At 67.2% G+C, this 13,828-nt stretch carries 14 protein-coding genes; 8 read left to right on the top strand and 6 right to left on the bottom strand.

Annotated elements, in window-relative coordinates; translation table 11 throughout:
• Nucleotides 1-64: 64 nt before the first annotated feature.
• The gene (locus HGB51_RS03900) at nucleotides 65-550 is read right to left on the bottom strand and encodes a DUF456 domain-containing protein (RefSeq protein ID WP_070208492.1); all 486 of its coding nucleotides are present in this window, start codon (nucleotides 548-550) and stop codon (nucleotides 65-67) included.
• 236 nt (nucleotides 551-786) lie between these two features.
• Between HGB51_RS03900 and HGB51_RS03895 the strand changes: the two genes are divergently transcribed.
• Entirely contained in the window at nucleotides 787-996 is a 210-nt protein-coding gene (locus tag HGB51_RS03895; RefSeq protein WP_070208491.1) for a cold-shock protein, read from the top strand.
• Between the two features lie 87 nt (nucleotides 997-1,083).
• Here the strand turns inward: HGB51_RS03895 and HGB51_RS03890 are convergent, their stop codons facing one another.
• Both HGB51_RS03890 and HGB51_RS03885 read right to left on the bottom strand, forming a co-directional pair.
• Nucleotides 1,084-1,578 (bottom strand): glycine zipper 2TM domain-containing protein, encoded by a 495-nt coding sequence (locus HGB51_RS03890; protein WP_070208490.1) that lies wholly within the window; start codon nucleotides 1,576-1,578, stop codon nucleotides 1,084-1,086.
• A gap of 95 nt (nucleotides 1,579-1,673) precedes the next feature.
• Nucleotides 1,674-2,105: a cytochrome c gene (locus HGB51_RS03885; protein ID WP_070208489.1), complete on the bottom strand. Its 432-nt coding sequence runs from the start codon at nucleotides 2,103-2,105 to the stop codon at nucleotides 1,674-1,676.
• Between the two features lie 93 nt (nucleotides 2,106-2,198).
• On the opposite strand from HGB51_RS03885, the gene HGB51_RS03880 reads away from it, so the two are divergent.
• The gene (locus HGB51_RS03880; protein WP_070208507.1) at nucleotides 2,199-2,999 is read left to right on the top strand and encodes a tRNA threonylcarbamoyladenosine dehydratase; all 801 of its coding nucleotides are present in this window, start codon (nucleotides 2,199-2,201) and stop codon (nucleotides 2,997-2,999) included.
• Between the two features lie 68 nt (nucleotides 3,000-3,067).
• Here the strand turns inward: HGB51_RS03880 and HGB51_RS03875 are convergent, their stop codons facing one another.
• Nucleotides 3,068-3,832, bottom strand: a complete 765-nt coding sequence (locus HGB51_RS03875) for a TatD family hydrolase (RefSeq protein ID WP_070208488.1) — start codon at nucleotides 3,830-3,832, stop codon at nucleotides 3,068-3,070.
• Nucleotides 3,829-4,050 (bottom strand): DUF6116 family protein, encoded by a 222-nt coding sequence (locus tag HGB51_RS03870; protein ID WP_070208487.1) that lies wholly within the window; start codon nucleotides 4,048-4,050, stop codon nucleotides 3,829-3,831. Before HGB51_RS03870 ends, HGB51_RS03875 begins: the two co-directional genes overlap by 4 nt.
• Nucleotides 4,051-4,213: 163 nt before the next feature.
• Between HGB51_RS03870 and HGB51_RS03865 the strand changes: the two genes are divergently transcribed.
• The 6 genes from HGB51_RS03865 to HGB51_RS03840 all read left to right on the top strand — a co-directional run bounded on the left by HGB51_RS03865 (nucleotide 4,214) and on the right by HGB51_RS03840 (nucleotide 12,179).
• Nucleotides 4,214-5,038: a glycine zipper 2TM domain-containing protein gene (locus HGB51_RS03865; protein ID WP_070208486.1), complete on the top strand. Its 825-nt coding sequence runs from the start codon at nucleotides 4,214-4,216 to the stop codon at nucleotides 5,036-5,038.
• A 171-nt stretch (nucleotides 5,039-5,209) separates the two neighbouring features.
• Nucleotides 5,210-7,489, top strand: coding sequence for a thiamine pyrophosphate-dependent enzyme (locus tag HGB51_RS03860; protein WP_070208485.1), 2,280 nt, complete (start codon nucleotides 5,210-5,212; stop codon nucleotides 7,487-7,489).
• A 3-nt stretch (nucleotides 7,490-7,492) separates the two neighbouring features.
• The gene (gene asnB, locus HGB51_RS03855) at nucleotides 7,493-9,436 is read left to right on the top strand and encodes an asparagine synthase (glutamine-hydrolyzing) (RefSeq protein ID WP_070208484.1); all 1,944 of its coding nucleotides are present in this window, start codon (nucleotides 7,493-7,495) and stop codon (nucleotides 9,434-9,436) included.
• A gap of 231 nt (nucleotides 9,437-9,667) precedes the next feature.
• Nucleotides 9,668-10,228 carry an NADPH-dependent FMN reductase gene (locus HGB51_RS03850; RefSeq protein ID WP_070208483.1) on the top strand — a complete coding sequence of 187 codons (561 nt, stop codon included), beginning with the start codon at nucleotides 9,668-9,670 and terminating at the stop codon, nucleotides 10,226-10,228.
• Between the two features lie 136 nt (nucleotides 10,229-10,364).
• Complete coding sequence (locus HGB51_RS03845; protein ID WP_070208482.1) at nucleotides 10,365-11,789, top strand: replicative DNA helicase; 1,425 nt, start codon at nucleotides 10,365-10,367, stop codon at nucleotides 11,787-11,789.
• A gap of 174 nt (nucleotides 11,790-11,963) precedes the next feature.
• Nucleotides 11,964-12,179 (top strand): hypothetical protein, encoded by a 216-nt coding sequence (locus HGB51_RS03840; RefSeq protein ID WP_070209277.1) that lies wholly within the window; start codon nucleotides 11,964-11,966, stop codon nucleotides 12,177-12,179.
• A 161-nt stretch (nucleotides 12,180-12,340) separates the two neighbouring features.
• On the opposite strand, the gene lpdA is transcribed toward HGB51_RS03840, so the two are convergent.
• Nucleotides 12,341-13,777 carry a dihydrolipoyl dehydrogenase gene (gene lpdA / locus HGB51_RS03835; protein WP_070209278.1) on the bottom strand — a complete coding sequence of 479 codons (1,437 nt, stop codon included), beginning with the start codon at nucleotides 13,775-13,777 and terminating at the stop codon, nucleotides 12,341-12,343.
• Nucleotides 13,778-13,828 lie beyond the last annotated feature (51 nt).

The following is a 13,828-nucleotide window of genomic DNA, read 5'->3' as shown; positions in this document are numbered from 1 at the left end:
GCGTGACGGTTTCAGCGCGTTTATGCCGGTGTCCCCTGTGCGCGCGGCGTGAAGCCGGTGCGGATCAGAACCACCAGGCGAACGCGAAGATGCCCAGCATCGTGATCACCAGCGCCAGCTTCAGCGCCAACCCGAGCAGGATGCCCATCCAGGTGGCCAGCCCGACCTTGGTCGAGCGGCCGAGTTCGCGGGTGTGCCAGTACTCGCCGAGCAGGGCGCCGGCCAGCGGGCCGACGAACAGCCCGATCGGCATGAAGAACAGTCCGGCGATGCTGCCGATGAAGGTGCCCCACAGCGCCTTGCTGCTGGCGCCGACCCGCTTGGCGCCGACCATGGTGGCGATCACGTCCACCGCGAACGAGGCCAGGGTCAGCAGGCCAAGCACCGTCAGCGGCACCCAGCCCACATGCACGAAGCCATCGCCCCAGGCGGCGACCAGGAGCCCGGCGAATACCAGCGGAATACCGGGCAGGGCAGGCAGCACGATGCCGGCGATGCCGACCAGAACCAGCACTACCGCGATCAGGTAAAAGATGAATGAAGGGTCCATGCTGTGCCGTATGTTTGCCGAATTTGGGTTGACATTTGTGAAATATGCCAGTTGATTTTTAAAATTGCCCGGGTTAAGTTGCAGTCGCTGAGCTTGGCAAGGTCACCGTGGATCGTGGCCTGATGATGGTAGGTCTTCCAGATCCGCTCCATCGATGCACCTCGCTTCCCCCTTGCTGTCAGCCGCCCGCAAAGGCGTATCCAACGACAAAGCAGAGATACCAGGGAGTAAGTGAGATGGCTGATCGTGAGCAGGGTACTGTGAAGTGGTTCAATGACGCCAAGGGCTTTGGCTTCATCAGCCGCCAGAACGGTGAAGATGTGTTCGTGCACTTCCGTGCGATTGAAACCCAGGGTTTCAAGAGCCTCAAGGAAGGCCAGTCGGTGAGCTTCGAAGTCGTGCAGGGCCAGAAGGGCCTGCAGGCCGACAAGGTCCAGCCGGTCTGATCCGGCAGGCCACCGCGCACGCGTGGTAACGAAGAAGGCCCGCGCAAGCGGGCCTTCTTCTTTCCAGCGGGGGCCGAACGCCTGGCCTCAGCGGATGACCACCCGGCCGTTGACCACGCGCACGTAAGTGTTCTCGCGGATCCCACCCAGGTCGCGCTGGTTGACCACCACGGTGCGGCCATCGTCCATGCGCACGGTGATGTCGAAGGTGTCGCTGGTGACATTCTTCTGGATCTGGTTGCCGGCCAGCGCGCCACCGACCGCGCCCGCCGCCGCGGCGATGTTCTGGTTGCCCTTGCTGCCGCCGGTGTGGTCGGAGATCTCATGGCCGGCCACCGCGCCCACGATGCCGCCCAGGATCGCACCGGTCGCGCTCGGCGCGCTGCGGCCCGAGGCCACCTGGTTGATCCGGGTCACGATGCCGCAGTCGGCGCAGCGGTTGGTGTTGTAGTTGCCACCGTTGTTGTAGCCGCTGTTGTTGTAACCGCTGTTGTAGCCGCCGCCGCCATAACCGGGCGAGGTGGCGCAGCCGGCCAGGCCGAGGGTCGCGATGGCAGCTGCAGCAATGAGTTGGATCTTCATGGTGGTACTCCGTGTGGGTCGCATGGCGCAGATCCTGTCGGGTCCTGTGTGAACAGGGCGCCAATCGGGCCCTCACATCGTGGCTGGCAGATGAATCAGCGGAAATCCTGGTGGCAGGCCTGGCAGTTGGTCTTGATCTTCTCCACCAGCGTGCCCATCGCCGCGCAGTCGGCGGGCGGGGTGGCCAGGGCGGTGTTGAGCGTGGCGCGCAGGCCACTGGCGTGCTGCTGGAACTGCGCGTTGTCGCGCATGTCCGGGAAGGCGATGTCCATGTCGTTGGAGAGCGAACGCAGCGTCTGCAGGCGCGGCACGCTGTCGGCCAGGCTGCAGCGGTTCTGCGCCTGCGCGTCGCCGAGCAGGGCGACCTGGCGCTGCATCACGTGCATCAGGCTGTCCGGGAACGGGTCCTGCCGCGCCTGGATCGCGCGCGAGATCATCACCGTGGCGATGATGCCCACGATCAGGCCCAGCCCGGCGACGAACAGATAACGGTAGGCGGCAGACGGGCGGCGGGTGGGGGTGTTCATGGGGGTGGCGTCCTTGTGGGTGGCTCGCTGCATCCTACCCGCCGCGCAGGGCGGCCGTACATCGCCGACCCCGGGCCGTCTAAAATGGACGGCATGAACGACGTATTGCGCGAACGCTTTGCCGGCATCGACCGGTTGTATGGGGCAGGCACCGTGGACCAGCTGTCGCGCCGCCGGGTAGCGGTGGTCGGCATGGGCGGGGTCGGCTCGTGGGTGGTGGAAGCGCTGGCGCGCACGGCGGTGGGCCACCTGACCCTGATCGACGCCGACGACATCTGCGTCTCCAACACCAATCGCCAGCTGCCGGCACTGGCCGGGCAGTACGGGCGCAACAAGGCCGAGGCCATGGCCGAGCGTTGCCGCGCGATCAATCCGGACATCGAGGTGGATGCGATTGCCTCGTTCCTGACCGTGTCCAACATGGTGGAGCTGCTGGACCGCGACTTCGACCTGGTGATCGATGCCTGCGACAGCTTCCGGGTCAAGGTGGAAACCATCGCCTGGTGCCGCCGCCGCAAGCTGCCGATCCTGACCGTGGGCGCCGCCGGTGGGCGTACCGACCCGACCCTGGTGCGCATTCGTGATGTGTCGCGCACCGAGCACGACGCCATGCTGGCGCTGATCCGGAAGAAGCTGCGCAGCGACTTCAACTTCCCGAAGAACGCCTCGCGCTACTTCGGCGTGCCGGCGGTGTACTCGCTGGAGAACGTGAAGTACCCGCAGGCCGATGGGACTGTGTGTGGCGTGCGTCCGCAGCTGGGGGCGGATGCGGCGTTGAAGCTGGATTGCGGGGCGGGTCTGGGCGCGGCGACGCATATCACCGGCGCGTTTGCGTTCGCGGCGGTGGGGAAGGCGTTGGAGATGTTGTTGAAGAAAAAACCGGTCGACGCATGACCGCGTAGGGACACGCCATGCGTGTCCGCGGGGGCGCCGGCACCGCTTGGGACACGCGTGGCGTGTCTCTAAGCGAGATTGAACAACCGCTTTGCATTTGCCGTGGTCTGCTCGGCAATCGCTTCGGCCTCCTCGCCGCGCAACCGCGCCACCGTTTCCAGAATCACCGTCAAACGCGCCGGCTCATTGCGCTGCCCACGAATGCCTGCATCCGGCTGGTCTGGCGCGTCTGTCTCCAGCAGCAGCTGCTCCAATGGAAGTTGCGCCACCACACGATGCAGCTTCTGGGCACGGTCATAGGTCAGGGGACCGCCCAGGCCGACCAGGAAGCCCAGCTTGTGCAACTGCGCCGCCTGTTCCGGGCTGCCCGGAAAACTGTGGATCACGCCGCGCAGCCCACCGACCTGTTTGATCGCGGCAATCACCGCATCCACGGCGCGGCGCGCATGCACGATCACCGGCAGGTCGAACTCGCGCGCGATGCGCAGCTGCCCGTCGAAGTAGAACTGCTGCTGCTCGGCGTCCAGGCCGTCGACGTAGAAGTCCAGCCCGCACTCACCCACCGCACAGGGTTTCTCGCGGACGATCCACTCGCGCAGCTGGTCCAGGTGTTCGGGCCGGTGCTGGTCGAGGAACATCGGGTGCAGGCCATAGGCCGGGTACAGGCCTTCGGCCATCCGCGCGGTCTCGCGCAGCTTGGGCCAGCTGGCCGCAGTCACCGCCGGCAGCACCTGCGAGCGCACGCCCGCGGCCTGCGCGCGGGAAATGACCTGCGCGCGGTCCGCATCGAACTCGTCGGCATCCAGATGGCAGTGGCTGTCGAACAGGTTCACGCGTCCTGCTGGTCCAGGCGCGGGGGCAGGGTGTCGCTGCGGCGCTTCCAGTTGGCCAGCAGCAACGTACCCAGGCCGAACAGGATCTCGTCCACGAACGGCACCGGGTCGGGAATGACCAACGTAATGGCAAACAACGCGGCCGTGACCTTGAACAGCGTGGGATAGCGCAGCTTCTGCGCCCACGACATCACTGGCAGCAGCAGGGGACCCGGCATTGTGTGACCTCCTCGGCAGTTGCTGTAAACGCTATCACGAGCCTCTCTCGCACAGAACCTGAATGGGTTACAGCGGTGTATGCGTCATGTGGAGATACCGTTCAGCAATGGCATGCTGGAATCCGCATCAAGAACGTTGCGGATGGTCCGCAGGGAGACGGAAATGAAGAGCACCACTACTACTGCCCTGGTCGCCGCAGGCGCCCTGCTGGTCGGCGGCATCGCCACCGCCGCCTTCATGAAGAGCGGTACTTCCGCCGACCCGGTCACCGCAAACCCGAACCACCCGACCATCGACACCACGCCGCTGGCCGACGACGGTGCCCGTACCGACGAGCTGGCCGTGGACAAGGCCGGTCGCCTGGAATACGCCGACGTGGTCAAGGTCGATCCGCTGACCCAGAAGGAAAAGGCCTACGCCACCGTGATCGGCACCGAGCCGGTGCGCGAGACCTCCACCACCCAGACCCCGCATGAAGTCTGCGAAGACGTGGTGGTGCAGGAACGCCTGCCCGAGCGCGACGGCAACGTCGGCGGCACCGTGGCCGGTGCGGTCATCGGCGGCCTGCTCGGCAACCAGGTCGGTGGCGGCAACGGCAAGAAGGCCGCGACCGCAGCCGGTGCAGTGGCCGGTGGCCTGATCGGCAACCAGGTCGACAAGCGCCATGTCGGTGGCCGCGTGGTCAACCGCACCGAGCGCCAGTGCCACACCGAAACCGCGACCTCCGAGTCGACCAAGGTCACCGGCTACAACGTGACCTACCGCAATGAAGACGGCACCACCGGCACCATGCGCATGGCCAGCAAGCCGGGCAACCGCATCGCCATGGGCACCAACAACGCAGTGACCGGCTACAACGTCACCTACCGCTACGACGGCGTCGAAAAGACGGTCAAGATGGCCAACAAGCCGGCCAGCGACCGCCTTCCGGTGGTGGATGGCCAGCTGGTCACCCAGACCGCCGCCCTGGATACGACGACCCGGTAACGGTACGTTCGCCGTAATGCCGGGCTCTGCCCGGCAAACGAATCACTCCCAACAGGCCGGCACTTCGCCGGCCTGTTGCGTTTCCGCATGCTGCACCCGCGCTTGGCAACCCGCACCGCTTGCCGCCATGCTCGCCCGGTCCGTCCGTTCGGCTCAGCTGGAGGGTAGTGCATGGTGGCCGTGGTCCCCGATCCGATTCCCGCGCGCATGAGAGGCCTCAACCGGGCCGAGATCTGCGACGTCAACTTCATCGAGTTCGTGCGGCAGTGGGACGGCCCCGCCGCGCCGCGTCCCGACCCCCGCGCACCGATCCTGCCGGGCAGCACGCTGGACGCTCAGGGCTTCGACGCGCTGTTCGAATCGCAGCTGGTCAGCCGCCACCTGGACCTGATGGCGCGCGTGCTGCGCGTGCAGAACAAGGTCTTCTACACCATCGGCTCCTCCGGCCACGAAGGCAATGCGCTGGTGGCGCGGCTGGCCCGGCATACCGATCCGGCGTTCCTGCACTACCGCTCCGGTGCCTTCATGGCCGAGCGCTTCCGCCAGCTGCCGGACATGGACCCGGTGATGGACGCAGCGCTGTCGTTCGCGGCCAGCCGCGACGACCCGGCCAGCGGCGGCCGCCACAAGGTGTGGGGCAGCAAGCCGCTGTGGGTGCTGCCGCAGACCTCCACCATCGCCTCGCACCTGCCCAAGGCGCTGGGCACGGCGATGGCGATCGAGACCGCACGCCGGATCGGCCACGCCCTGCCAATCCCGGATGACAGCGTGGTGATCTGCTCGTTCGGGGATGCCTCGGCCAACCACGCCACCGCGCAGACCGCGTTCAACACGGCAGCCTGGGCCGCGTACCAGAAGCTGCCGGCGCCGGTGCTGTTCGTCTGCGAGGACAACGGCATCGGCATCTCGGTGAAGACCCCTGAAGGCTGGATCGCCGAGAGCTTCCGCCATCGTCCGGGGCTGGACTATTTCTTCGCCGATGGCCTGGACCTGGCCACCGGCCACGAACAGGTGCAACGCGCGCTCGAACACTGCCGGCGCACCCGCCGACCGACCTTCCTGCACCTGCGCACGACCCGCCTGATGGGCCATGCCGGTACCGACTTCGAAATCGAATGGCGGCCGCTGCCGGAGCTGTGCGCGGCCGAAGCGGCCGACCCGCTGCTGCGCTCGGCGCGGATCGCGCTGGAATCGGGCTGGACGACCCCCGCGCAGCTGCTGGAACGCTACGAGGCGATGCGCGCGCGCTGTTTTGCTGCGGCCGAGGCGGCCGACCAGCGGCCGAAGCTGGCCGCGCTGGCCGAGATCATGGCGCCGCTGGCGCCGTACACGCCGGCGGCGGTGGATGCCGAGGCCCGTCGCGTGCCAGACGCCGCCGCACGCGAGGCGGCGTTCGGCAGTGCCGCGCAGCTGCCGGAACGGCAGCCGCCGCGCCACCTGGCGGTGCAGATCAACCAGGCCCTGCACGACCTGCTGTGCAAGTACCCCAGCGCGCTGCTGTTCGGCGAGGACGTGGCGCAGAAGGGCGGGGTGTACACGGTCAGCAAGGGCCTGCTGAAGGCGTTCGGTCCGCGCCGGGTGTTCAACACCCTGCTGGACGAAACCATGATCCTGGGCATGGCCCAGGGCCTGGCCAACCTGGGCATGCTGCCGGTCCCGGAGATCCAGTACCTGGCCTACCTGCACAACGCCGCCGACCAGCTGCGCGGCGAGGCCTGCTCGCTGCAGTTCTTCTCCAACGACCAGTATCGCAACCCGATGCTGGTGCGCATTGCCGGGCTGGGGTACCAGAAGGGCTTCGGCGGGCATTTCCACAACGACAACTCGATCGCCGCGCTGCGCGACATTCCCGGGCTGGTGGTGGGCTGTCCTTCGCGCGGCGACGATGCCGCGATGATGCTGCGCACGCTGGCGGCACTGGCGCGGGTCGACGGGCGGGTGGCGGTGTTCCTGGAACCGATCGCGCTGTACATGAGCAAGGACCTGCATGCCGCGGGCGATGGCCAGTGGCTGTTCCCGTACCCCGAACCCGACCAGGCGCTGGTGCTGGGCGAGGGGCGGGTGTACGCGGCCGGGGCCAGCGACCTGGTGATCTTCACCTACGGCAACGGCGTGCCGATGAGCCTGCGTGCCGCGCGCAGCATCGAGGCCGAACTGGGCTGGCAGGTCCGCGTGGTCGACCTGCGCTGGCTGGTGCCGCTCAATGCCGGCTTCATTGCCGAACAGGCCGCCGACGCGCGCCGGGTACTGGTGGTCGACGAAGGCCGGCACAGCGCCGGGGTGGGCGAGGGCATCATCACCGCCCTGGTCGAAGTCGGGCTGGGGCACCTGCCGCTGCAGCGCGTGTGCGGTGCCGACACCTACACGCCGCTGGCGGGGGCAGCATTGTGCGTGCTTCCAAGCGACAATGCCGTGGTAAGCGCCGCGCGGGTGTTGGCGCAGGACCTTTGACGCATGTGTGGACTGGCAGGAATGTTGCTGGCCGCCCCCGGACGGGAGCAGGCCGCGTTGGAACAGCAGGCACGCCGCATGGGCGATGCCCTGCTTCACCGTGGGCCGGATGACAGCGGGGTATGGGCCGACGCCGCCAGCGGCATCGCGCTGGCGCACCGCCGCCTGAGCATCCTTGACCTGTCGCCGCTGGGCCACCAGCCGATGGCCTCCGACGACGGCCGTTACGTGCTGGCCTACAACGGCGAGGTGTACAACTTCGCGGCGCTGCGGCTGGAGCTGGAGGGCCTGGGTCATGTGTTCCGGGGTCATTCCGACACCGAGGTGCTGCTGGCCGCGTTCGTCGCCTGGGGCTTTGACGACACCCTGCAGCGGGCCAACGGCATGTTCGCCATCGCCCTGTGGGACCGCGCCGAACAGTGCCTGTGGCTGGCCCGCGACCGCGTCGGCAAGAAGCCGCTGTACTACGGCTGGGCCGGCGACACGCTGGTGTTCGGCTCCGAGCTGAAGGCACTGTGGCAGCACCCGGACTTCGACAACGACATCGACCGCGACGCGCTGACCCTGCTGCTGCGGCTGGACTACATTCCCGCGCCGCACTGCATCCATGAGCGCTGCTTCAAGCTGATGCCGGGCCGCGTGCTGCGCCTGGATGCGGCGACCGTGGCCGCCGGCGCGGCCGCGCACCGCCCGGACCAGCAGCAGCTGCCGTTCTGGAACGCGCGCGAGCGCATGCAGCAGGCGCTGGCGCAGCCGTTCCTGGGCAGCGACGACGAGGCCGAGAACCAGCTCGACGCGGTGCTGCGCGACGCGGTCGGGCTGCGCATGGTGGCCGACGTGCCGGTCGGGGTGTTCCTCTCCGGCGGCACCGATTCGTCGGTGGTGGCGGCGCTGATGCAGTCGCAGTCGTCCAGCCCGATCCACAGTTTCAGCATCGGGTTCGAAGGCTCCGACCACGACGAGGCGCCGTTGGCCAAGGCGCTGGCCGGGCACCTGGGCACCGACCACACCGAGCTGTACGTCAGCGGCGCCGACGCACTGGCGGTGGTGCCGGACCTGCCGGGGATGTTCGACGAACCCTTCGCCGACGCCTCGCAGGTACCGACCGCGCTGGTCGCGCGGCTGGCGCGCAGTGCGGTGACGGTGGCGCTGTCGGGCGACGGCGGCGATGAACTGTTTTTCGGCTACAGCCGGTACCAGCGCGCGCTGCGCAACTGGACAATGCTGGGCCGGGTGCCGGCACCGCTGCGGCGCTGGATGGCCGCGCATGCGCACACCCAGGGCGAGTCCTCGCGCACCGGCGGGCTGGCCGCGCTGCTGGCCGAAACCGGCGCACGCGGCATTGGCGACGTGTACCGCAACCGCATTTCGCGCTGGCGCGACCCGGTCGCGGCGGTGATCGGCGCGCGCGGCGCGGGCAGCTTCTACGACCTGGCCGACCCGCTGCACGGCGCCGGTTCGCCGGCCGACGCGATGATGCTGGCCGATTTCAGCACCTATCTGCCGGACGACCTGCTGTGCAAGGTCGACCGCACCAGCATGGCGGTCAGCCTGGAAGCGCGCGCGCCGCTGCTGGACTGGCGGGTGGCCGAGTTCGCCTGGTCGCTGCCGCTGGGCATGAAGCAGCGCGACGGGGTCAGCAAGTACATGCTCAAGCGGGTACTGGGCCGTTACGTGCCGCAGGACATGGTGCACCGGCCCAAGCGCGGGTTCGGCGCGCCGGTAAGCGCCTGGTTGAAGGGCGACCTGCGCGGCTGGGCCGATGAACTGCTGGACCCGGCACGGCTCGCCGCCGAAGGCGTGTTCAACGTGGACGCGGTGGCACCGTTGTGGGCGCAGTTCAAGAACGGCGAACGCAAGTGGCACACCCACCTGTGGAACGTATTGATGTTCCAGGCCTGGCAGGCGCATTGGAAGCAGGCGAGGGCGGGGGTGGCACGCACGTAACAGGGAGCGGACGCGTACTGGTAGGGTCGCATCCCGATCGACTGCCGTTGCGCGCCCCGCGTCCGGTGATGGCATGACAGTCGGCGGCAAAGGCTTTCGCTTCGGTGCTGTTCATGCGTAACCGGGCGTTGAGCCGCCATCGGCAGTCGTCTGGGGACCGACCCTACCCTTCACCAGCAGCAACGGTTCTCCACCATAGGCTGGGTGTTCCCCTTGGAACGGAGACACCCCATGGCCACCCCCACCATCGCCGTCCTCGTCGGCAGCCTGCGCAAGGGCTCGCACAACCAGGCATTGGCCCACGCGCTGGAAAAACTGGTCGCCGGCAAGGCGACCTTCGAGTACGTGCAGATCGGCAACCTGCCGCTCTACAACCAGGACTTCGACAAGGATTACCCGGCCGAAGGCCTGCGCCTGAAGGACCAGATCCGCAAGGCCGACGCGGTCCTGTTCGTCACCCCCGAATACAACCGCTCGATCCCCGGCGTGCTCAAGAACGCGATCGACCTGGGCTCGCGCCCCTACGGCCACAGTGCCTTCGCCGGCAAGCCGGCGGCAGTGATCGGCGCCTCCATCGGCGCGATCGGCACCGCACTGGCCCAGCAGCACCTGCGCAACGTGCTGGCCTATCTGGACATGCCGGTGCTGGGGCAGCCGGAGGCCTTCATCCATTTCAAGGAAGGCCTGATCGACGAGCACGGCACGATCAGCAACGAAGGCACCCGCGACTTCCTGCAGGCATACGTGGACAAGTTCCTGGCCTGGATCGCCACGCATGGCGGTCAGCGTTGAGCAGGGGGCTTCTGCGATAATGGGGGTATCGGGGCGTCCAGCTATCCACGGCTTATCCACAGGGTTGTGCATAACCGGGTTGGCCGCTCCGCGCCTACCATGTCCCACGCACCACTCAGCAGGAAGTACCCCCGCCATGTCCGCCCGCTCCGGCTTCCGTTCCGACCGCAAAGACCGCGGTGACCGCTTCGATCGCGACGAAATGCGCATCGACGCGCTGCGCGTGCCGCCGCATTCGATCGAGGCCGAACAGGCGGTGCTGGGCGGCTTGATGCTGGCCCCGGAAAGCTACGACCGGATCAACGACCAGCTCACCGAAACCGACTTCTACCGGCGCGACCACCAGACCATCTACCGCGCGATCCGCGAGCTGTCCGAACGCGACCGCCCGTTCGATGCGGTGACCCTGGGCGAGTGGTTCGAATCGCAGGGCAAGATGGAGCTGGTCGGCGACGGCGCCTACCTGATCGAACTGGCCAGCACCACGCCGTCGGCCGCCAACATTGCCGCCTATGCGGAGATCGTGCGCGACAAGGCAGTGCTGCGGCAGCTGATCCAGGTCGGTACCGACATCGTCAACGACGGCTTCCAGCCCGAAGGCCGTGAGAGCAGCGAGCTGCTCTCGGCAGCGGAAAAGTCCGTGTTCGCCATTGCCGAGCAGGGCGCCCGCGGCCGCACCGATTTCGTGGCGATGCCCGGCGCACTGAAGGACGCCTTCGAAGAGCTGCGCAACCGTTTCGAGAACGGCGGCAACATCACCGGCCTGCCGACCGGCTACGCCGACTTCGACGCGATGACCTCGGGCCTGCAGCCGACCGACCTGATCATCCTGGCCGCGCGTCCGGCCATGGGCAAGACCACCTTCGCGCTGAACATCGCCGAGTACGCCGCGATCAAGTCCAAGAAGGGCGTGGCGGTGTTCTCGATGGAAATGTCGGCCTCGCAGCTGGCGATGCGCCTGATTTCCTCCAACGGTCGCATCAACGCCCAGCGGCTGCGTACCGGCCAGCTCGAAGACGAGGACTGGAGCCGCGTCACCGGCGCGATCCGGATGCTGAAGGAAACCAAGATCTTCATCGACGACACCCCGGGTGTGTCGCCGGAGATCCTGCGTTCCAAGTGCCGCCGCCTCAAGCGCGAGCACGACCTCGGGCTGATCGTGATCGACTACCTGCAGCTGATGAGCGTGCCGGGCAACAGCGAGAACCGCGCGACCGAAATCTCGGAAATCTCGCGCTCGCTCAAGGGCCTGGCCAAGGAACTCAACGTACCGGTGATCGCGCTCTCGCAGCTCAACCGCTCGCTGGAAACGCGTACCGACAAGCGCCCGGTGATGGCCGACCTTCGCGAATCCGGCGCAATCGAGCAGGACGCGGACATGATCGTGTTCATCTACCGCGACGACTACTACAACAAGGAAAATTCCCCGGACAAGGGCCTGGCCGAGATCATCATCGGCAAGCACCGAGGCGGCCCGACCGGCTCGTGCAAGCTCAAGTTCTTCGGCGAATACACCCGCTTCGACAACCTGTCGCACGATTCGGTCGGCTCATTCGAGTAATGCCGGCCGCCGGCCGGCTCTTCATGGACCTTCGGACGGGCGTGCGTGGTTGCCGGCCGGCGGCCGGCACTACGGTTCGTCGGCGTATGCCGGGTTTCGTCGCAATCTGCTTGAACCGGGCGGGGCAGGGCGCCATCGTGGTCCCACGCGGCAAGGTGCCGCCTGGAGACCGTCATGAAGACCCTGTTCGCGCTCGGCGTGTGGTGCCTGCTGTTCGTGCTGTGCTGGCCGCTGGCGATCCTGGCCCTGCTGGCCTGGCCGTTCGTGTGGCTGCTGAGCCTGCCGTTCCGGTTGGTGGGGATTACGTTCTCGGCGCTGTTCGCGTTTTTGGGTGCGGTGCTGATGCTTCCGGCCAGGTTGCTGGGCGGCGGCCGCCCTGTGGCTGCGTGAACCAAAGGCGGGGTAGAGCCACGCCCTGCGTGGCTTCGCGGTGCCGGACGGAAAGGCAGCCACGCAGGGCGTGGCTCTACCGGCAATCGATCAGGCGCCATCAGACGCCCACAAAAAACCCCGCCGAGGCGGGGTTTTTCGTTGCGTCACGCCAGGGCCGGTCAGTTGGCCTTGTGGATGGCGCGCTTGCTCACGGCCATGGCGGCGTCGTGGACCACTTCCGACAGCGACGGGTGCGCGTGGCAGATGCGGGCCAGGTCGTCGGCCGAGCCGCTGAACTCCATGGTCAGCACGCCTTCGTGGACCAGTTCGGACACGTTCGCGCCCACCAGGTGCATGCCGAGGATGCGGTCGGTTTCAGCGTGCGCCAGCACCTTCACGAAACCGGCCGGCTCGATCATCGCCACGGCACGGCCGTTGGCGGCGAACGGGAAGCTGCCGGCCTTGTACGGAATGCCTTCAGCCTTGAGCTGCTCTTCGGTCTTGCCGACCCAGGCCAGCTCCGGCTCGGTGTAGATGACCCACGGAATGGTGTCCATGTTCACGTGGCCCGGCAGGCCCGCGATCAGTTCGGCCACCGCGATGCCTTCCTCGAAGCCCTTGTGCGCCAGCATCGGGCCGCGCACGCAGTCGCCGACCGCCCACACGCCGTTGACGCCGGTGTGGCAGTGGTCGTCCACTTCGATCTGGCCACGCTCGTTGACCTTGACGCCGGTCCCTTCGGCCAGCAGTCCCTTGGTCGCGGCGCGACGGCCCACGGCCACCAGCAGCTTGTCCACCACCAGGCTCTTCTCGCCTTCGGCGTCGGTGTAGGTCAGGGCGACTTCCTTCTTCTTGCCCTTGCCGGTCACTTCGGCCTTGGAGACCTTGGCACCCAGGCGGATGTCCAGGCCCTGCTTCTTGAATTCCTTGGCAGCAACCTTGCCCACTTCGGCATCGGCAGCGGCCAGGAAGGTCGGCAGCGCTTCCAGGATGGTCACTTCCGCACCCAGGCGCTTCCACACGCTGCCCAGTTCCAGGCCGATCACGCCGGCACCGATCACCGCCAGGCGGGCCGGCACTTCGGTGAAGTCCAGGCCGCCGACGTTGTCGACGATGGTCTCGCCGTCGAACTTGGCGAACGGCAGTTCGATGGAGTCCGAACCGGCGGCGATGATCACGTTGGTGCCCTTGAGCTCGACCACTTCGCCGTCGTGCTGGGTAACCTTGACCACGTTGCCCGGCTGCAGCTCACCAAAGCCGTAGTAGGCAGCGACCTTGTTCGCCTTGAACAGCATGGCGATGCCGCCGGTGAACTGCTTGACGATCTTGTCCTTGCGGCCAACCATCGCTTCGACGTCCATCTTGGCATCCTTGAAGCTGATGCCATGGTCGCCAAAGATGTGGCCCATGTTCCAGAACTGGCGCGAGGAGTCCAGCAGCGCCTTGGACGGAATGCAGCCCACGCGCAGGCAGGTACCGCCCAGCGCCGGCTTGCCATCCTTGCCCAGGGCGGCGTCGATGCAGGCGGTCTTCAGACCCAGCTGCGCGGCGCGGATGGCGGCGTGGTAACCGGCCGGGCCGGCACCGATGACGACAACGTCGAATTGTTCAGCCATTGAAAATTCCTTGATGCTTTACCAGAACCCCTCCGCGCGGTCGCGGAGGGG

Origin of the sequence: Stenotrophomonas bentonitica (assembly GCF_013185915.1) — a bacterium.
GTDB classification, from domain to species: Bacteria; Pseudomonadota; Gammaproteobacteria; order Xanthomonadales; family Xanthomonadaceae; genus Stenotrophomonas; species Stenotrophomonas bentonitica.
The sequence above is the reverse complement of the archived record's forward strand: the minus strand, read 5'-3'. Positions and strand labels throughout refer to the sequence as shown.